Origin of the sequence: Pseudomonas sp. lyk4-TYG-107, from assembly GCF_030209055.1 — a bacterium.
Lineage (GTDB): Bacteria > Pseudomonadota > Gammaproteobacteria > Pseudomonadales > Pseudomonadaceae > Aquipseudomonas > Aquipseudomonas putida_A.
Map to the genome: position 1 here is coordinate 108238 of NZ_JARVST010000025.1, position 19632 is coordinate 127869.

The 19632-nt window shown below is 62.1% G+C and carries 18 protein-coding genes; all 18 read left to right on the forward strand.

The window, feature by feature from the left end; translation table 11 throughout:
- Nucleotides 1–163: 163 nt before the first annotated feature.
- The 18 genes from cbiE (at nucleotide 164) to urtD (ending at nucleotide 19567) form a co-directional block, all read left to right on the forward strand.
- Nucleotides 164–1375 (forward strand): precorrin-6y C5,15-methyltransferase (decarboxylating) subunit CbiE, encoded by a 1212-nt coding sequence (gene cbiE, locus QRN61_RS20710; RefSeq protein WP_285375147.1) that lies wholly within the window; start codon nucleotides 164–166, stop codon nucleotides 1373–1375.
- A complete protein-coding gene (locus QRN61_RS20715; protein WP_285375150.1) occupies nucleotides 1368–2465 on the forward strand; it encodes a cobalt-precorrin-5B (C(1))-methyltransferase in 1098 nt (365 codons plus the stop codon). Before cbiE ends, QRN61_RS20715 begins: the two co-directional genes overlap by 8 nt.
- Nucleotides 2462–3187, forward strand: a complete 726-nt coding sequence (locus tag QRN61_RS20720) for a cobalt-precorrin-6A reductase (RefSeq protein WP_027613576.1) — start codon at nucleotides 2462–2464, stop codon at nucleotides 3185–3187. The genes QRN61_RS20715 and QRN61_RS20720 overlap by 4 nt, the downstream gene beginning before the upstream one ends.
- A gap of 56 nt (nucleotides 3188–3243) precedes the next feature.
- A complete protein-coding gene (locus QRN61_RS20725) occupies nucleotides 3244–3579 on the forward strand; it encodes a type II toxin-antitoxin system RelE/ParE family toxin (RefSeq protein ID WP_027613575.1) in 336 nt (111 codons plus the stop codon).
- A 4-nt stretch (nucleotides 3580–3583) separates the two neighbouring features.
- Nucleotides 3584–3907, forward strand: coding sequence for a helix-turn-helix domain-containing transcriptional regulator (locus tag QRN61_RS20730; protein WP_027613574.1), 324 nt, complete (start codon nucleotides 3584–3586; stop codon nucleotides 3905–3907).
- Between the two features lie 113 nt (nucleotides 3908–4020).
- The gene (locus QRN61_RS20735) at nucleotides 4021–4419 is read left to right on the forward strand and encodes a DUF2946 domain-containing protein (RefSeq protein ID WP_285375157.1); all 399 of its coding nucleotides are present in this window, start codon (nucleotides 4021–4023) and stop codon (nucleotides 4417–4419) included.
- A gap of 48 nt (nucleotides 4420–4467) precedes the next feature.
- A complete protein-coding gene (locus tag QRN61_RS20740) occupies nucleotides 4468–4947 on the forward strand; it encodes a copper chaperone PCu(A)C (protein ID WP_285375158.1) in 480 nt (159 codons plus the stop codon).
- Between the two features lie 21 nt (nucleotides 4948–4968).
- Complete coding sequence (locus QRN61_RS20745; RefSeq protein ID WP_166496053.1) at nucleotides 4969–5415, forward strand: DUF2946 domain-containing protein; 447 nt, start codon at nucleotides 4969–4971, stop codon at nucleotides 5413–5415.
- A gap of 85 nt (nucleotides 5416–5500) precedes the next feature.
- Nucleotides 5501–7621, forward strand: coding sequence for a TonB-dependent copper receptor (locus QRN61_RS20750; protein ID WP_285375162.1), 2121 nt, complete (start codon nucleotides 5501–5503; stop codon nucleotides 7619–7621).
- A 177-nt stretch (nucleotides 7622–7798) separates the two neighbouring features.
- The gene (locus QRN61_RS20755) at nucleotides 7799–9178 is read left to right on the forward strand and encodes a PepSY-associated TM helix domain-containing protein (RefSeq protein ID WP_285375164.1); all 1380 of its coding nucleotides are present in this window, start codon (nucleotides 7799–7801) and stop codon (nucleotides 9176–9178) included.
- 150 nt (nucleotides 9179–9328) lie between these two features.
- The gene (locus tag QRN61_RS20760) at nucleotides 9329–11452 is read left to right on the forward strand and encodes a TonB-dependent receptor (protein WP_285375166.1); all 2124 of its coding nucleotides are present in this window, start codon (nucleotides 9329–9331) and stop codon (nucleotides 11450–11452) included.
- A 172-nt stretch (nucleotides 11453–11624) separates the two neighbouring features.
- Nucleotides 11625–12413 (forward strand): ABC transporter ATP-binding protein, encoded by a 789-nt coding sequence (locus tag QRN61_RS20765; protein ID WP_115988310.1) that lies wholly within the window; start codon nucleotides 11625–11627, stop codon nucleotides 12411–12413.
- Nucleotides 12410–13357, forward strand: a complete 948-nt coding sequence (locus QRN61_RS20770) for an ABC transporter substrate-binding protein (RefSeq protein WP_285375169.1) — start codon at nucleotides 12410–12412, stop codon at nucleotides 13355–13357. Before QRN61_RS20765 ends, QRN61_RS20770 begins: the two co-directional genes overlap by 4 nt.
- Nucleotides 13354–14364 carry a FecCD family ABC transporter permease gene (locus tag QRN61_RS20775; RefSeq protein WP_285375171.1) on the forward strand — a complete coding sequence of 337 codons (1011 nt, stop codon included), beginning with the start codon at nucleotides 13354–13356 and terminating at the stop codon, nucleotides 14362–14364. The genes QRN61_RS20770 and QRN61_RS20775 overlap by 4 nt, the downstream gene beginning before the upstream one ends.
- Nucleotides 14365–14693: 329 nt before the next feature.
- Nucleotides 14694–15959 carry an urea ABC transporter substrate-binding protein gene (gene urtA / locus QRN61_RS20785; RefSeq protein ID WP_027613564.1) on the forward strand — a complete coding sequence of 422 codons (1266 nt, stop codon included), beginning with the start codon at nucleotides 14694–14696 and terminating at the stop codon, nucleotides 15957–15959.
- 160 nt (nucleotides 15960–16119) lie between these two features.
- Nucleotides 16120–17622, forward strand: a complete 1503-nt coding sequence (gene urtB, locus QRN61_RS20790; protein ID WP_285375173.1) for an urea ABC transporter permease subunit UrtB — start codon at nucleotides 16120–16122, stop codon at nucleotides 17620–17622.
- Complete coding sequence (gene urtC, locus QRN61_RS20795) at nucleotides 17622–18701, forward strand: urea ABC transporter permease subunit UrtC (RefSeq protein WP_098966991.1); 1080 nt, start codon at nucleotides 17622–17624, stop codon at nucleotides 18699–18701. The genes urtB and urtC overlap by 1 nt, the downstream gene beginning before the upstream one ends.
- Complete coding sequence (gene urtD, locus QRN61_RS20800; protein WP_414888950.1) at nucleotides 18698–19567, forward strand: urea ABC transporter ATP-binding protein UrtD; 870 nt, start codon at nucleotides 18698–18700, stop codon at nucleotides 19565–19567. The genes urtC and urtD overlap by 4 nt, the downstream gene beginning before the upstream one ends.
- Nucleotides 19568–19632 lie beyond the last annotated feature (65 nt).

Sequence of the window (19632 nt, forward strand, 5' to 3'; positions counted from 1 at the left end):
ACTTGGAATCAAACTAACAAAAACGGAAGTTGAAAAAATCACTATTACTCGACATTAAGTTTCCGCGTTGTTCTCGACACGCCGCGACGACAGACCTGCGTCAGGTGCCGGCAGTCGCGTTATCATGCCGCCCGTGAAGATCTACTCAGGATTAAGGAACGGCATGACACCCTGGCTGACGGTTGTGGGAATCGGTGAAGACGGCTTCAAGGGCCTGGGCAAAAACGCCCGGCGCGCCCTGCTGGCTGCTTCGCGGATCATCGGCGGCCAGCGGCAACTGGACTTGCTGCCGGTGTGCATTCGTGGCGAACGCACTTTGTGGCCGAGTCCGTTTTCCCTCGCGCCGGTATTGGAGCAGCGCGGCCGAGCGGTGTGCGTGTTGGCCAGTGGTGATCCGATGTTCTACGGCGTCGGCGCCAGCCTCGCGCGTCACGTGCCGAGTGTCGAGATGCTGATCCTGCCCGCGCCCTCTTCCTGTTCGCTGGCCGCCGCCCGGCTCGGCTGGCCGTTACAGGAGGTGGTCACCCTCTCGCTGGTGGCGCGACCACTGGCGGCACTCAATGCGCAGCTGTTCAGCGGGGTGCGCCTGTTGCTGTTGAGCAATGACCGGCACAGTCCGGCGGCAGTCGCGGCGCTGCTGCGCGAGCGCGGTTTTGGCGGCAGCCGCCTGACTGTGCTTGAGCATTTGGGCGGCGATGCCGAACGGCGCCTCGAAAGTACTGCCAATGACTGGAATGACCCGGCGATTGCCGATCTGAATGTGATCGCCATCGAATGCCTGGCCGATGCGCAGGCACCGCGCCTGTCACGTCTTGCCGGACTGCCCGATTCGGCATTCCAGCACGACGGCCAACTGACCAAACGCGATGTCCGCGCCATCACCCTAGCCCGCCTCGCGCCGATCCCCGGCGAACTGCTGTGGGATGTCGGCGGCGGTTGCGGCTCGATCGGCATCGAATGGATGCGCGCGCACCCGAGCTGCCGCGCCATCGCCATCGAGGCGGACGAGGGCCGACAGGCCTTGATCGAACACAACCGCGACGCGTTGGGCGTGCCCGGTCTGCACTTGGTGCGTGGCCGTGCGCCGCAAGCCCTCGCCGGACTGGAGCGACCCGACGCGATCTTCATCGGCGGCGGCGTGACCCGCGAAGGCGTGTTTGAAACCTGCTGGGAACAACTCAAGCCCGGTGGCAGGCTGGTCGCCAACGCCGTGACCCTGCAAAGTGAAGTCAGCCTGATGCACTGGCGCGAACGCCACGGCGGCGAACTGACCCGAATCCACGTGGCCCAGGCGCAACCGCTGGGCGAGTTCGACACCTGGCGTCAGGCGTTGCCGATTACCCTGCTGGATCTGGTCAAACCCCTCGATGCGTGACGAAACCGCCGAACAACCCGCACCCCTGCGCAGCGGTCTGACCACCGGCAGCTGCGCCACCGCCACCAGCCTCGCCGCCGCCCGCCTGCTGCTCGGCGGTACGTCGGCGGATGCGGTGCAGATCGTCCTGCCCAAAGGCAAACAGGTGCAGATGCGCCTGGAGTTCTGCCGGCTGACCGAAGGCGGCGCCGAGGCCGGAACGATCAAGGACGCCGGCGACGACCCGGACGTAACGCACGGTGCGCTGCTCTATTCACACGTGCGGCTGCTGGCCGAGCCGGGGATTCGCTTTGTCGCGGGCGCAGGTGTCGGCATCGTGACCCGGCCGGGGCTGGTGCTCGGCGTCGGTGAACCGGCGATCAACCCGGTACCGCGCAAGATGATCAGCGACCACCTGACGCTGCTCGCCACCGAAAGCGCTTATGCCGGCGGCTTCGAGGTCACCGTCAATATCGAGGGCGGCGAGGCGCTGGCACTGAAAACCATGAACCCGCGGCTGGGCATTCTCGGTGGTTTGTCGATCCTCGGCACCAGCGGTATCGTCCGGCCGTTTTCCTGCGCGGCGTACATCGCCTCGATTCATCAGGGCATCGACGTCGCCAAAACCAATGGCTACCTGCACATCGCCGCGTGCACCGGCAACGCCAGCGAAGACACCATGCGCCGGGTCTACGACCTGCCGGAAATCGCCTTGATCGAAATGGGCGACTTTGTCGGTGCGGTGCTCAAGCATCTGCGCAAAGTGCCGGTGGATAGACTCAGCCTGTGTGGCGGCTTCGGCAAGATCAGCAAACTGGCGGCCGGGCACATGGATCTGCACTCGAGGCATTCGAGCATCGACCTGCCGCAACTGGCTGAATGGGCGGCGGCGATTGGTGCCGATCAGGCTTTGCAGCAGGGCATTCGTGAAGCGAACACCAGTCAGCAGGCCCTGGCGATGGCCAGCGCTGCCGGCATCGCCCTCGGCGATGAGGTCTGCCGCCACGCGCTTGATTTCGCCCGCAGCGTGGTGCCGGCGCAGGTGCAGGTCGAAGTATTTGCGATTGATCGCCAGGGCGGCATCGTCGGCCATTCCGGAGGTTTTGCATGAAACGTATTCTGTTGCTTGGCGGCGTCACCGAGGCGTTGGCCATCGCCCGTACGCTGGGGCCAGAACACATTTACAGTCTGGCCGGCGTGGGCCGGGTGCCGACCGACCTGACCTGCCAGGTGCGCGTCGGCGGCTACGGCGGGGCCGAAGGTCTGGCGCAATTCATTCGCGCTGAAGGCATCGACCTGCTGTTCGATGCGACCCACCCTTACGCCGCGCAAATCAGCCACAACGCCGCCATCGCCGCACAACTCGCCGGCATCCGCTGCTGGGCCTTGCGCCGCCCCGCATGGCAGCCGCAGCCGGGCGACGACTGGCGTGAAGTCAGCGACTGGGCCGAACTGATCGAAGCCCTCAAACCGTTCCGCCGCCCGCTGTTCACCCTCGGCCGCGAACCACTGCAACACCTCGACGAAATCCCTGCCAACCAGTATTGGACCCTGCGCGCCCTCGACGCTTATCCCGGTAACGAACGCTGCGAAGTCATCGGCGCCCGTGGGCCGTTTCTGCTGGAGGATGAACGCGCACTGTTCGAACGCCGGCAGATCGATGTGCTGATCAGCAAGAACAGTGGCAGCACCGCGACCGAGCCGAAACTGGAAGTGGCGCGGGAGTTGGGGGTGCCGGTGATGGTGTTGAAGCGGCCGGTGTTGCCGAGGGTTGATCGGGAGTTTTGGACGCTTCAAGAAACACTTGTTGAATTGGAGGCGATCACCTCCTGAGGCAAGATCCACGGCTTGCATGATAAGTAACCTATTTGTTACCTTCAGGGCCGACTGTGATCACACTCGAAGAATATCTACAAGAAAACGATTCAAGCCCGTTTGGCCGTTGGATCTCCACTTTGAGCGTGCCGGCCGCAGCGAGGGTTTCGAAAGCCTTGGCACGGTTGGAAGCGGGCAACACCTCCAACATCAAGTGGTTCGATGGTCTCGGCGAATACAAAATAAACTGGGGGCCTGGCTATAGAATTTATCTGATACAAGAGGGAAAACGACTGATCATCTTGTTCGGTGGAGGAGATAAATCCACACAGAGACAGGACATCAAACAGGTGAAAGCACTGATAGCCGAATTTCGAACTCGAAAAAAAGCTGAACAGAACCAGAGGTAATTTGATGGCGCTCACTCGAAGCTACAAAATTTCAATTTCAGAGCGTGCACAACGTGATCCCGAATTTGCCCAGGCATTACTGGACGAAGCCGCAACGCTTTTTCTGAATGGCGAGCCAGAAGTTGCGAGGATAATTTTGCGCGACCTCGTCAATGCAACTGTCGGATTCGAAGAACTTGCAAGGGAGACTGAAAAGCCCAGCAAAAGCCTGCATCGAATGTTGTCCGCCAAAGGCAACCCGAGCATGGACAATCTGGCAAAAATTTTTTCGGTAATCCGAACTACGCTGGGAGTAGACATGGAGGTTCACGCGGTACCAGTGAACTGAGCGATTGGTTGATGAGATCGCTGCGACACCAAACCGCACGACGCCTTTTTACTTATCGGCCCTGATCAGGCTAAATAGCCCGCGCCTGATCGCCCACCCAACGGATCTGTCCCATGAACCGACACCGGCTCGCATTTGCCTGGATCGCCTGCTTTGCAGTGCTGTTCAACATGCTCGCCATGCCGATGACCGGGGCGATGGCGCAGGCGGCCAGTTCACCGGCCGAACAGTTGCTGTGGAGCAGTTTCTGCACCGGCAGCGGGACGAAGATGGTGGCGATCAACATCGGCACCCCGGAGCAGAAAGCCCCGTCCAACGACAGCCATTCCAACATGCAGCATTGCTGGTGCTGCTCGGGTTCAGCGCCGCTGGTGGCGTTGCCGGGCCATACGCCGCAGCTGTATTTCGCCCGCTACGAAAGCAATCGCAGCGTGGCGCCGCCCTCGTTGCAAACACCGACACCGCGCCAGCAATGGCCGAGCCTCAATCCCCGCGCCTCGCCTCTGGTTTGATTTGTTCTCGCAATTGACCTGCGTATCAAATCGTTCTGGAGAACTGCCATGTTGAACAAACTCTTCGTCATCGCTGCGCTGTTGCTGCCGGCGTGCTTCGCCGATGCCCACGAATACAAGGCCGGCGAGCTGGAAATCGCTCACCCGTGGTCGCAGGAGCTGCCACCCAACGCGCCGACCGTCGCGGCTTATTTCGTGATCAGCAATCCCGGCAAGACCGACGACCGCCTGCTCAGCGTCGACTCGCCGATCACCGCCGAAGCGCAACTGCACGAGCATGTAATGCAGGGCGACCTGATGAAAATGCAGCAGGTGCCCGACGTGGTGATTCCTGCCGGCGGCACGGTGACGTTCGCGCCGATGGCCTATCACGTGATGCTGCTCAACCCGAAAGACCGCAGTCTGCTCAGCGACGGCAAACGCTTCCCGCTGACCCTGCATTTCGAGAAGGCCGGTGACGTCACCGTCGAAGTCGCGGTGCAGAAGAAACCTCCGCAAGATACCCAGGCACACGATCACGCCCAGTAACCGATCCGGCTGACTACGCCCGTGCGCCCGCAACGCGCCGGGGCATCCCGCCTGCATCGCCAGAGCCAGACTCTGACCCGCGGTAGCTGGATCGCCCTGTTCGCCATGTTGATGATCTTCATCGGCCCGCTGATTTCTCAGTCGATGCCGATGGATCAGCACGCCTCGACTTCCATGCCGATGAGCATGGACATGGCGATGGACATGCCGGGCATGGATCACGCCGCGCACGGCGCACAACCGGCTGCCGAACACTGCCCGCCGCAATCCTCGCACCACGCCCTATGGGAAAAGTGCGGTTATTGCAGCCTGCTGTTCAATTGCCCGGCGCTGACCGGTGGCGGCACGTTCGCCACGTTCAGCATTGCCCACGTCAACACCTTCACCCCATCCTCCCCGCGTCTGGGCCACGCCCGGCAGACCTTCTTCCCCGGCGCCCGCACCCGCGCCCCGCCCGTCAACGCGTAAACACCGCACCTTTGATTGCACACGGTTGAGAAGACAGCTTCAGGCTGCCGGCCGTGTCGTTTACGACTGTTTGATGGAAATTGTCATGTTCAGGTTTTCTGCTGTTCCACGCTCGGGTTCTGCCCGGGCGTCTTTCGCGCTGAACGCATCGCGCATTGGTTTCTCGCACGCCACCGCCGTCCTTTGCGGCGTTCTGTTATCGCCGCTGGTGTTGGCCGATGACCACGCCGGGCACAACGAAGAACTGAGTCCGACGGTGATCACCGCGATCGCTCCAAGCTCGCCACTGACCATCGTCACCAACCCCAAGGACCCGCGCCAACCGGTGCCGGCCAGTGACGGCGGCGATTATCTGAAGACCATTCCCGGCTTCGCCCTGGTGCGCAATGGCGGCACCAACGGTGATCCGGTGCTGCGCGGGATGTTCGGTTCGCGCCTGAACATTCTCACCAACGGCAGCATGCTGCTCGGCGCCTGCCCGGGGCGGATGGACGCGCCGACCTCGTACATCTCGCCGGAAACCTACGACAAACTCACAGTGATCAAAGGCCCGCAAACCGTACTTTGGGGGCCGGGCGCATCGGCCGGCACGATCCTCTTCGACCGTGAGCCGGAAAGCTTCGGCGAACTCGGCACGCGGGTGAATGCCAGCGTGCTGGCCGGCTCCAACGGACGCTTCGACAAAGTTGTCGACGCCGCTGCCGGCGGGCCATTGGGCTACGTACGGGTAATCGGCAACACCGCGCATTCCGACGACTATCGCGACGGCAACAACGACATCGTTGCCTCGCGCTACGACAAGTGGAACGGTGACATCGCGCTCGGCTGGACCCCGGACGCCGACACCCTGATCGAACTCACCGCCGGCAAGGGCGATGGCGAAGCGCGCTACGCCGGGCGCGGCATGGACGGTTCGCAGTTTCTTCGCGAAAGCCTCGGCCTGCGCTTCGAAAAATCCAACATCACCGACGTGCTGGAGAAACTCGAAGCACAGGTCTACTACAACTACGCCGACCACGTGATGGACAACTACAGCCTGCGCACGCCATCCGGCACCGGGATGATGGCCGGGCCCATGGCCTCCAACGTCGACCGGCGCACCCTCGGCGCGCGGATCAAGGCAACCTGGCGCTGGGCCGACATCCAGCTGATCACCGGTCTCGATGCGCAGACCAACGAGCATCGCCAGCGCAGTGGCATGCGCATCGACACCTACAAGGATCAGCCGTACACCAAGGACGCCGATTTCCATAACTACGGCGTGTTCAGCGAAATGACCTGGTACGCCGCCGACCGTGATCGGCTGATTACCGGCGCCCGGGTCGACCGTGCTTCGGCCAAGGATTACCGGCAGCGCATTGGTTCGGGAATGATGAGCCGGCCAAATCCGACCGCCGACGAGACCCGCGCCGACACCCTGCCAAGCGGCTTCGTGCGTTACGAGCATGACCTCGCTGACAGCCCGGCCACGCTGTACGCCGGCCTCGGTCACGCGCAGCGCTTCCCGGATTACTGGGAGCTGTTTTCACCGAAGTCCGGCCCGGCCGGCTCGCTGAATGCGTTCGACTCGATCAAACCGGAGAAGACCACCCAGTTCGACTTCGGCGTGAACTACAAGACTGCCGAACTCGAAGCCTGGGCCTCGGGCTACATCGGTGTGGTGCGCGACTACATCCTGTTCGACTACACACCGACGATGATGGGCATGAGCACTTCGCGCGCGGAAAACATCGACGCGCGGATCATGGGTGGCGAGCTCGGTGCCGCCTACAAACTCACCGATAACTGGAAAGCCGACGCGACCCTGGCTTACGCCTGGGGCAAGAACAGCAGCGACGGCAAAGCCCTGCCGCAAATGCCGCCGCTGGATGCGCGCTTCGGCCTGACCTACAGCGAAGACAACTGGAGCGCCGGGGCGCTGTGGCGCGTGGTCGCGGCGCAAAACCGCATCGACCAGAACAAGGGCAACGTGGTCGGCAAGGACTACGACAAGAGCGGCGGCTTTGGCGTGTTCTCGCTCAACGGCGCCTACCGGATCAACAAAAACTGGAAGGTCAGCACCGGCGTCGACAACCTGTTCGGCAAGGCTTACGCCGAGCACCTGAACCTGGCGGGCAACGCCGGTTTCGGCTACCCGGCCAACGACCCGCAAGCGATCAACGAGCCGGGGCGCACGCTCTGGACCAAGGTCGATATGAGTTTCTAACCGAGCGGCACGCCTTGCCCTTGTGGGAGCGGACTTGCTCGCGAAGACGGCGGTACATCCAGCATGGGTGGCGCCTGACACGACGCTTTCGCGAGCAAGCCCGCTCCCATAGGAGTGCAGTGGTGAAACTCCCCATACAGAACAAAGAAAAGATCCAAGCCAAGCGGAGCAAACGTGATGCAAAAGCCCAAACCGAACTTCTACAACCTGGCCTGGCGCTGGCATTTCTATGCCGGCCTATTCGTCGCGCCGTTCATGGTAATGCTGGCCCTGACCGGCATCATCTACCTGTTCAAACCGCAGCTCGATTCGCTGATGTACAGCAGCCTGCTCAACGTCCCCGCCGGGCATCACATGGTGCCGGCCGATGATCTGCTGCAACGGGTGAAAAGCGCTTATCCACAAGGCCAGATCACCCAGTACCTGCCGCCGGCCAACGCCGAACGCAGCGCTCAGTTTGTCGTGAAGAATGAGGGTCATGAACTCAATGTGTTCATCGACCCGTACCACGGCGACATCCTTGGCGAGCAGGATGCGAAGAAAAATCTGCAAGCCGTCGCCCGCGCCATTCACGGCGAATTGATGATCGGCACGCTCGGTGATCGCCTGATCGAACTCGCCGCCGGTTGGGGCGTGGTGCTGGTGGTGTCGGGGGTGTTTCTGTGGTGGCCGCGCGGTCAGGCCGCCGGGATTCTGTGGCCACGCCTGAACAGTCGCGGTCGGGTGTTGTGGCGTGATCTGCACGCGGTCACCGGGTTCTGGGGCGCGGCATTGCTGCTGGTGATGCTGCTCAGCGGCATGACCTGGACCGGCTTCTGGGGCAAGCAGTACGCCCAGGTGTGGAACGTGTTCCCGGCCGCGATGTGGAACAACGTGCCGACCTCCGACGTCGAGGCCGGCAGCCTCAATAACGCCGCGCGCCAGACCGTGCCATGGGCAATGGAAAACACGCCGATGCCGATGTCCGGCGACCACGCCGAACACATGCCCCACGGCGGCATGCAACACGGTCCCGCCGCACCCGCGATCAGCCTGCAAGAGGTGCAGAACATCGCCATTGAACGCAAGGTCGAACCGGGCTACAGCATCACCCTGCCGACCACCGCAACCGGTGTGTTCACCATTGCCGTGTTCGCCGACGACCCGCGCAACGACGCGACCCTGCATGTCGATCAGTACACCGGCAAGGTCCTCGCTGATGTGCGTTTCGAGCAGTACGGCGCGGTGGCACGGGCCACGGAAATCGGTGTGATGCTGCATGAGGGCAAGATGTTCGGCACCTTCAACCAGATTGTCGTGCTGCTGATCTGCCTGATGATTCTGCTCAGCGCCGTCAGCGGTGTGGTGATCTGGTGGAAGCGGCGTCCGCAGGGCAAGTTCGGCGTGCCGCCGCTGCGCCATGACCTGCCGAAATGGAAAACCGGCGTGGCGATCATGCTCGCTCTGGCCGTGATCTTTCCGCTGGTGGGCGCTTCGCTGGTGCTGGTCTGGCTGCTGGATCGGCTGCTGTTGTCGCGTCTGGGCCGCCAAGCTGAATCTGCCTCAACTTCAACGTGAAGCAGGCGAGATGCGCGTTTCAGACAGATCTTTAAACTGCCGGGGCTTAAACTCCGGCATTTTTTAGTGTTACTGCATAACGCAAATAGGCCGCCCTGCCCGCAACCAAAAGTTGCGGGCTTTCTTTTGAAGAAGTGATTCACCGTCCCGATGAACAAGTACCTCTTGTCCAGCCTCTGCCTGTTCGCCCTGAACAACGCCAACGCCGACGGCCAGCCGCTGACGCTGCCCACCGGCACCATCTCCGCACCTGCGGTTGACGCAGAAAGTGTCAGCCTGACCACGCCGACCACCGCCGGCTCGCGCCTGAACCTGACGGCCATGGAAACTCCGGCCAGCGTCGAAAGCCTTAGCGGCGAGCAGGTTCGCGCCCGTGGTGATCGCAGCGTGCAGGACGCCGTGTCGCGCAGCACCGGCATCAGCCGCACCGGCACCCCGGGCGATGGCGGTACCTCGTTGCAGGCACGCGGTTTTACCGGGCAGAGTTCGGTGATGCAGTTGTATGACGGCAATCGGATGTACACCGGCATGGGCACCGTGACCTTTCCGGTCGACACCTGGTCGGTGCAGCGCGTAGACGTACTGCGCGGCCCGGCCTCGGTGCTGTACGGCGAAGGCGCGACCGGCGCGGTGGTCAACGTGATTCCGAAGAAGCCGTTCGAGGGCGAAATAGAAAATCACCTGCGCGTCGGCTACGGTTCCTACGACAGCCAGCAGCAGGCGTTCGACAGCGGCGGTTCGCTGAGCGACACCCTGAGCTATCGGCTCAATCTCAATCGTCTGCGCAGCAACGGCTGGATCGATCGCGGTGATTCATCAAGCGATTTCATCAGCGCCGCCCTGCGCTGGCAGGCTACTGATGATCTGGCCTTCACCCTCGCCCACGACTACGGCGACCAGCGCCCACAGAACTACTTCGGCACGCCATTGATCAACGGCCAATTGCGCGACAGCCTGCGCAACAAGAACTACAACGTGCGCGACGACAAGCAGCACTACAACGATCAGTGGACGCGCCTGACCACCGATTGGCAGATCAACGACGCCGTCAGTGCCAGTAACGAGCTGTACTACCTCAAGGCCCAGCGCCGCTGGCAGAACGCCGAGAACTACAACTTCGATGCTGACAGCCAACAACTCAGCCGCAGCGGCTACTTCGGCATCGGCCACCAGCAGGAGCAGGTCGGCGACCGCCAGACCTTCACCTTCAAGCACTCACTGTTCGGCCTCGACAGCCAGACCGTGACCGGCGTCGATTACAACCGCATCCGCTTCCAGCTCAACAGCAACTCGCCGTTCAACGACGTGCTGCCCAACGGTCAGCCCTTGGATCTGTATCACCCGCAGCCGGGCTATTTCGAAAGCGCCAACCCGTACCGCGACCAGTTCGACAGCACCACCAAACAGATGTCAGTGTTCGCTGAAAACCGCACGCAACTGAGCGAGCGCTGGTCGCTGGTGACCGGCGTGCGCCGTGATTACGTGCACGTTGATCGCAACAATCTGATCGACGACAGCCAGAGCGACAAGACCCTGACCGGCAACAACTGGAAGGCCGGACTAGTGTTTGCCCTGACGCCCGAGACTTCGTTCTACGGTCAGGTCGCGACCAGCACCGACGGCATCGGCGGCCTGATATCCCTCAGTCCGAGCCAGCAGCAATACGACCTGTCGACCGCGCGCCAGACAGAAATCGGCCTGAAGCAGTTGTTCTGGGATCAGCGCGGCGAGTTCACCCTGGCGGCCTATCGCATCGTCAAAAAGAAACTGCTGACCGACGATCCGGGCAACCCGACGCTCAAGCAGCAAGTTGGCCAGCAATCTTCCAACGGCCTGGAAGCCAGCCTCGATCTGCAACTGCCGCACGCCTGGCAACTGCAGGCCAACGCGGCGATTGTGAAGGCCAAGTACGATGACTTCTCCGAAGTGGTCAACGGGCAAACCCTGTCGTACGACGGCAATCGCCCGGTGGATGTGCCACGGCGCACCGCCAATCTGTGGCTGAACAAAAACCTCAGTGATGATCTGAAGGCCGGGGCCGGCATGCGTTATGTCGATGCGCGTTACGCCGACATGGCCAACCGCAACGAGCTGCCGAGTTACACCGTGGTCGATGCGACGCTGTCGTGGCAAGCCCTGCGCAACACCACGCTCGGTCTACAGCTGAACAATCTGTTTGACCGCCAGTACGCACAAAGCCAATACAATGCGGGCCAGCAGTGGATTCTCGGCGAGCCGAGATCGTTCTTCGTCACCGCTGATTACACCTTTTAAAAGCTCAAACATTCCTGTGGTGAGGGGATTTATCCCCGATCGGCGGCGAAGCCGTCGCAATCCGATGAATACAGTCTTCTGACAAATCGTGATTACAGGTTTTGGGACCGCTGCGCGGTCCATCGGGGATAAATCCCCTCACCACAAATGATGTAATGAATTCAGGAATTTGATGACCTCGCTAAATCTCGCCAACCTCGCCTGGACACCTCTGGGCCACGGCCACTGCCATCACCAGTTCCAGCTGCGTGACGCCTCGTTGCAGGTGGCCGCCGGTGAGTTTGTCGGGCTGATCGGCCCCAACGGCAGCGGCAAGACCAGCCTGCTGCGCTGCGCCTATCGCTTCAGCCAGCCGGAGAGCGGCGAGGTCAGACTCGATCATCACAACGTATGGAAGCAATCCTCGCGCTGGTGCGCGAAACGCATCGCCGTGGTCCTGCAGGAATTCCCCGACGCCTTTGGCCTGACCGTCGAAGAAGTGGTCGCCATGGGCCGCACGCCGCACAAAGGCCTGTTCGATGGCGACACGCTGGAAGATCGCAATCTGGCGACGCAAGCGCTCAAATCCGTCGGCCTCGACGGCTTCGAAGACCATGCGTTCGCCACCCTGTCCGGCGGTGAGAAGCAGCGGGTGATCCTTGCCCGCGCCCTGACTCAGCAACCGCAACTGCTGATCCTCGACGAGCCGACCAACCACCTCGACCCGCGTTATCAGCTCGAACTGCTGCAACTGGTCAAACGTCTGCAGATCGGCACCCTCGCCAGCATTCACGACCTGAACCTGGCCGCCGCGTTCTGTGACCGACTGTACGTGATCAATCACGGGCGGATCGTCGCCAGCGGCACGCCGCAACAGGTACTCACCACCGAGCTGCTGCGCGACGTGTTCGGCGTCGAGGCGTTGATCGATTCCCACCCTCTTCACGGCTACCCGCGAATCACCTGGATAACCCGACCATGACTGTGCGTTCCCTGCTTTGTGTCGCTCTTTTGTTGGGCAGTGCCCAGGCCTTCGCCGAAGCCACGAAATACCCGTTGACCATCCATAGCTGCAACCGCGAAGTGACCTTCAACGAAGCGCCGAAGCACGCGGTCAGCCACGACATCAACATGACCCAGATGATGCTCGCCCTCGGCCTCAAATCGCGCATGACCGGTTACAGCGGAGTCAGTGGCTGGAAGTCGGTGACGCCCGAGATGCAGTCGCTGCTCGACGGCTTGCCGGAGCTGGCTGCGAAATATCCATCGGTGGAAACCCTGCTCAACGCCAACGTCGATTTTTTCTTTGCCGGCTGGGATTACGGCATGCGCGTCGGTGGCGACCTCACGCCGCAGACCCTGCAACCGCTGGGCATCAACGTGTATGAGCTGACCGAATCCTGCGCCTTCGTGATGAAGCGCCCGGCGGCGACACTGGACGACACCTACAACGACCTGCGCAACCTCGGGAAAATTTTCGACGTGCAGGATCGCGCCAACGCACTGATTGCCGACATGCAGAATCAGGTCGCCGAGATCCGCAAAGACCTGCCCGCCGACAAGCCGCGCGTGTTTCTCTACGACAGCGGCGAAGACCGCGCCATGACTTCCGGGCGTCTCGGCATGCCGCAGGCGCTGATTGATGCTGCAGGCGGGCGCAACATTCTCGACGACGTCGACGCGAGCTGGACGAGGGTCAACTGGGAGACCGTGGTCGAACGCAATCCGCAGGTGATCGTGATCGTCGACTACAGCGAAATCACCGCTGAACAGAAGATCGAATTTCTGCTGAAGAACCCGGCGCTGCAATCGGTCGATGCGATCAAGAACCAGCGCTTCATCGTCATCCCTTACGTGCAGGCCACGCCGGGGATCGATAACGTGCTGGCGGTGGAAACCCTGGCCAAAGGATTCCACGGCGAATGATCGACCGTCGCTACGCCTTGTTGCTGATCGCCCTCGGCACCGTGTTGCTGGTGTCGTGCGTGGTCTCGCTCGGTTTTGGTCCGGCGCGGGTGCCGGTGGAGGTGGTTTGGCGGATTCTGCTGCACAAGACCTTCGGTTTCGGCGAGGTGAGCTGGAGCGCCGGGCAGGAGCACATTGTCTGGCTGATCCGTGTGCCGCGCATGTTGCTCGGGGCGTTGGTCGGTGCCGGGTTGGCGTTGATTGGCGCGGTGCTGCAAGCGGTGACGCGCAATCCTCTTGCCGATCCGCACCTGCTCGGCGTCACCTCCGGCGCGACACTCGGCGCAGTGATCGTGGTGCTGCACATCGGTGAAGTCGTCGGCCTGCTGACCTTGCCGATTGCCGCATTCATCGGCGCCTTGCTGAGCATGTTTCTGGTGCTGGGGATTGCCAACCGTCAGGGTCGGCTCGACAGCGACCGCTTGCTGCTGTGCGGCGTAGCGGTGTCGTTCGTGATGATGGCGATCGCCAATCTGCTGCTGTTCATGGGCGACCATCGCGCCAGCTCGGCGGTGATGTTCTGGATGCTCGGCGGCCTCGGCCTCGCGCGTTGGGAGTTGCTGACGGTGCCGGCCCTGAGCGTGTTGCTCGGCCTCGGTTTGCTGCTGGGTATGGCCCGACCGTTGAACGCCTTGATGGCCGGCGAACAGACCGCCGTCACCCTCGGTCTGAATGCCCGTGCGGTGCGCCTGCGGGTGTTTGTGATCGCGTCCTTGATGACCGGGGTGCTGGTGTCGATCAGCGGCTCGATCGGTTTTGTCGGGCTGATGGTGCCGCACATTGCCCGGCGTCTGGTCGGTGCCGAACACCGCCGACTGCTACCGGCCTGCGTACTGCTCGGCAGCCTGTTTCTGGTGTGGGTCGATGTTGCCGCGCGAACTCTGATCGCGCCGGAAGACCTGCCCATCGGCGTTGCCACCGCGGCTATCGGCGGTCTGTTCTTCATCGGCCTGATGCGCCGCCGCTGACACAACAAACATAAAAAACTGTGGGAGCGAGCCTGCTCGCGAAGAGGCCGTGCCAGCCAACTTCATTTTTGAATGACCCACCGCATTCGCGAGCAAGCCCGCTCCCACAGTGAATGGCACTGTTTGCGAAATCGGCGCCCTAATCTGGCGCACACGAATGCACCGTCACACGCGACTCGTTCCTTCATGGTGCACCCCGCCCGCGCGCAACCGCTCTAAACCGACATTTTCCTGCCCGATCCCGACCGGGCACAGCCCTTGCAAAACACACCTTCAGTCGTCCGCATCTGCCAACCATAAAAAACTTTAACGTTCATGGAGATCGCACAATGAAGCGTCGCAGTTTGATCAAGGCTTTCACACTCACGGCATCCATTGCCGCGATGGGCATGACCTGGACTGTCCAGGCCGCCGAGACCATCAAGGTGGGGATTCTGCATTCGTTGTCCGGGACCATGGCGATCTCCGAAACATCGCTCAAAGACATGGCGCTGATGACCATCGACGAGATCAACGCCAAGGGCGGCGTGAACGGCAAGATGCTCGAACCGGTGGTAGTCGACCCGGCATCCAACTGGCCACTGTTTGCCGAAAAAGGCCGGCAGTTGCTGACCCAGGACAAGGTCGCCGTGGTGTTCGGTTGCTGGACATCGGTGTCGCGTAAATCGGTGCTGCCGGTGTTCGAAGAACTCAACGGCCTGCTGTTCTACCCGGTGCAGTACGAAGGCGAAGAGATGTCGCCGAACGTCTTCTACACCGGCGCCGCACCGAACCAACAGGCGATTCCGGCGGTGGAATACCTGATGAGCGAAGAAGGCGGCAGCGCCAAGCGTTTCTTCCTGCTCGGCACCGACTACGTCTACCCGCGCACCACCAACAAGATCCTGCGCTCGTTCCTGCATTCCAAAGGCGTGGCCGACAAGGACATCGAAGAGGTCTACACCCCGTTCGGTCACAGCGACTATCAAACCATCGTCGCCAACATCAAGAAATTCTCCGCCGGCGGCAAGACTGCGGTGATCTCCACGGTCAACGGCGACTCCAACGTGCCGTTCTACAAAGAGCTGGCCAATCAGGGCCTGAAGGCTACCGACGTACCGGTGGTGGCGTTCTCGGTGGGTGAAGAAGAGCTGCGCGGCATCGACACCAAACCGCTGGTGGGCAACCTTGCGGCGTGGAACTACTTCGAGTCCGTGGAGAACCCGGTGAACAAGAAGTTCGTCGCTGACTGGAAGGCTTACGCGAAGAAACACAACCTGCCGGGCGCCGACAAAGCGGTGACCAACGACCCGATGGAAGCTACTTACGTCGGCATCCACATGTGGGCGCAGGCAGCGGAAAAAGCCAAGTCCACCGACGTCGACAAAGTTCGCGAAGCGCTGGCCGGCCAGACCTTCGCCGCGCCGTCCGGTTACACCCTGACCATGGACAAGACCAACCACCACCTGCACAAACCGGTGATGATCGGCGAGATCCAGAACGACGGTCAGTTCAACGTCGTGTGGCAGACCGAAGGCCCGATCCGCGCGCAGCCGTGGAGTCCGTTTATCGATGGCAACGACAAGAAGCCGGATTATGCGGTGAAGAGCAACTGAGCCATTGGGTGTCGGGCCTGACGAAATCGTCCGGCCCGACGCAATTCCCTGTGGGAGCTGGCTTGCCAGCGATGGCATCACCTCAGTGCAGCAGGCACACCGAGTCGCCTGCATCGCTGGCAAGCCAGCTCCCACAATGTCCGTGTCAAGGCGACTTACCATGCCCACCGCCCTTTACCGTCTCATCCTCGCCCTCGCACTGTTGGTGCCGATGGCCGGCCACGCCAGCGACGCCGAAGACTTCGTCGCCGCCAATCCCGTGCAGCAAGCCAAACTGCTGGAAGCCTGGGCCGCGCAGCCCGAGCCGGCGCGTGTCGAGCTGATCAACGCCCTGCAACAAGGCGAATTGACCCTCGACGGCCAGCCGAAAACCCTGCGCCTGAACAACCGCCTGCGGGGTCTGATCGACACCGCGTTGGCCAGCCACCAATTGCTCGCCGCCGACGCCAAAACCCGTCTGACTGCCGCGCAGCAATTGCAGAAAAGCGCGAAACCCGCGCAGCTGAAATTCCTCGACCAGCAACTGGCTGGCGAAAAAGACGAGAACGTCCACGCCGCCCTGAGCCTGGCGCTGGCCAATCTGCAGCTGGTCGACAGCGATCCGGCGGTGCGTCTGGCCGCCGTGCGCCTGCTCGGCGAAACCGGCGATCCGCTGGCCCGCACCCGCCTCGAAGGCCTGCTCGAACCCGGCGTGGAAAGCGATGCCGGGGTGCGCACCGCCGCCGAAACCAGTCTGGCTCAGGTCAAGCGCAAACTGCTGATCGGCGAAGTGTTGGGTCAGGCGTTCAGCGGCATGTCCCTCGGCTCGATCCTGCTGCTCGCGGCCCTCGGGCTGGCGATCACCTTCGGCCTGCTCGGGGTGATCAACATGGCTCATGGCGAGATGCTGATGCTTGGCGCCTACTCGACCTACGTGGTGCAGCTGATGTTCCAGCGCTACGCCCCGCAAGCCATCGAGTTCTATCCGCTGATCGCACTGCCGGTGGCGTTCTTTGTCACAGCGGCGATCGGCATGGCGCTGGAACGCACGGTGATTCGTCATCTCTACGGCCGCCCGCTGGAAACCCTGCTCGCCACCTGGGGCATCAGCCTGATGCTGATCCAGTTGGTGCGCCTGCTGTTCGGCGCGCAGAACGTTGAAGTAGCGAACCCGGCGTGGCTGTCCGGCGGGATTCAGGTGCTGCCGAATCTGGTGCTGCCGTACAACCGCATCGTGATCATCGCTTTCGCCTTGTTCGTGGTGGTGCTGACCTGGCTACTGCTGAACAAGACCCGCCTCGGCCTCAATGTCCGCGCGGTCACGCAGAACCGCAACATGGCCGCCTGCTGCGGCGTGCCCACCGGCCGCGTCGACATGCTCGCCTTCGGCCTCGGTTCGGGCATCGCCGGCCTCGGTGGCGTGGCGCTGAGCCAGATCGGCAACGTCGGCCCGGACCTCGGCCAGAGCTACATCATCGACTCGTTCCTGGTGGTGGTGCTCGGTGGCGTCGGCCAACTCGCCGGCAGCGTGCTCGCCGCGTTCGGCCTGGGCATCGCCAACAAGATTCTCGAACCGCAGATCGGTGCGGTACTCGGCAAGATCCTGATCCTCGCGCTGATCATTCTGTTCATCCAGAAACGTCCGCAAGGCCTCTTCGCACTGAAAGGACGGGTGATCGACTGATGAACCAGCCTCTACTTGTCACGGCCACGCAAAAGGCCGGCCCGAAAGTCACCCTCGCCATCGGCGCGGTGATCCTCGCGCTGCTGATCGCTCTACCGTTGCTCTCGCTGTTGCCGGCAGACAGCGCGCTGCATGTCTCGGCCTACACCCTGACGCTGGTCGGCAAAATCCTCTGCTACGCCATCGTCGCTCTGGCGCTGGATCTGGTCTGGGGCTACGCCGGGCTGCTGTCGCTGGGCCACGGCCTGTTCTTCGCCCTCGGCGGTTATGCGATGGGCATGTACCTGATGCGTCAGGCCGCCGGTGATGGTTTGCCGGCGTTCATGACTTTTCTGTCGTGGACCGACCTGCCGTGGTACTGGAGCGGCACCAGCAGCTTTATCTGGTCGATGTGTCTGGTGGTGCTGGCACCGGGTCTGCTGGCGCTGGTGTTCGGCTTCTTCGCCTTCCGCTCGCGGATCAAGGGTGTGTATTTCTCGATCATGACCCAGGCCCTGACCTTCGCCGGGATGCTCCTGTTTTTCCGCAACGAGACCGGCTTCGGCGGCAACAACGGCTTCACCAATTTCCGCACGATTCTCGGTTTCGGCATCACTGAACCCGGCACTCGCGCGGTGCTGTTTCTGGCGACGGTTTTGTTGCTGGTGGCAAGTCTGTTCATCGGCTGGCGTCTTGCACAGAGCAAGTTCGGCCGGGTGCTGACCGCGCTGCGCGATGCAGAAAACCGCCTGATGTTCTGCGGCTACGACCCGCGCGGTTTCAAACTGTTCGTCTGGGTCTTGAGCGCGGTGCTGTGCGGTCTGGCCGGGGCCCTGTACGTGCCGCAGGTCGGCATCATCAACCCCAGCGAAATGTCGCCGACCAACTCGATCGAGGCGGCGGTATGGGTCGCCCTCGGCGGTCGCGGCACGCTGATCGGGCCGCTGCTCGGCGCCGGTGTGGTCAACGGCATGAAGAGCTGGTTCACCGTGGCTTTCCCCGAATACTGGCTGTTCTTCCTCGGCGCGCTGTTCATCGTCGTGACGTTGTATTTGCCCAAAGGCGTGATCGGCCTGCTGAAGAAACGAGGTGAACAATGAGAGTCACTGCGAGTGCTGAATTCATGCTCGAGCCGGCGTTTTTCCCCGTGGAACCGAACAAGGACGAAGGCACCAGCCGTGACTCGATCGGCCTCGGCCAACGCGTCGGCCCGGGCCTCGACACCCGCCACGGCACGATCCTGACCCTGGAAGACATCAGCGTCAGCTTCGACGGCTTTCGCGCGCTGAACAATCTGAACCTGTACATCGGCGTCGGCGAACTGCGCTGCATCATCGGCCCCAACGGCGCGGGCAAGACCACGCTGATGGATGTGATCACCGGCAAGACCCGCCCCAGCCACGGCAAGGCCTGGTTCGGCGAAACCCTGGATCTGACGCAGATGAGCGAAGTACAGATTGCCCAGGCCGGCATCGGTCGCAAGTTCCAGAAACCCACAGTGTTCGAAGCGCTGAGCGTGTTCGAGAACCTGGAACTGGCGCAGAAAACCGACAAGTCGGTGTGGGCCAGTTTGCGCGCACGCTTGAGCGGCGAGCAGAAAGACCGGATCAGCGAAGTGCTCGACACCATTCGCCTGACCACCTCGGTCAATCGCCCGGCGGGCTTGCTGTCCCACGGGCAGAAACAGTTTCTGGAAATCGGCATGTTGCTGATGCAGGACCCGCAACTGCTGCTGCTCGACGAGCCGGTGGCGGGCATGACCGATGCCGAAACCGAATTCACCGCCGAGCTGTTCAAGTCGCTGGCCGGCAAGCATTCGCTGATGGTGGTGGAGCACGACATGGGCTTCGTCGGCTCGATTGCCGATCATGTGACGGTGCTGCATCAGGGCAGCGTGCTGGCCGAAGGGTCGCTGGAGCAGGTGCAGGAAAACGAGCGGGTGATCGAGGTCTATCTCGGCCGCTGAATTTTGCGAATGCAAAACCTGTGGGAGCGAGCCTGCTCGCGAAAGCGGTGCATCAGGCGCTGAAA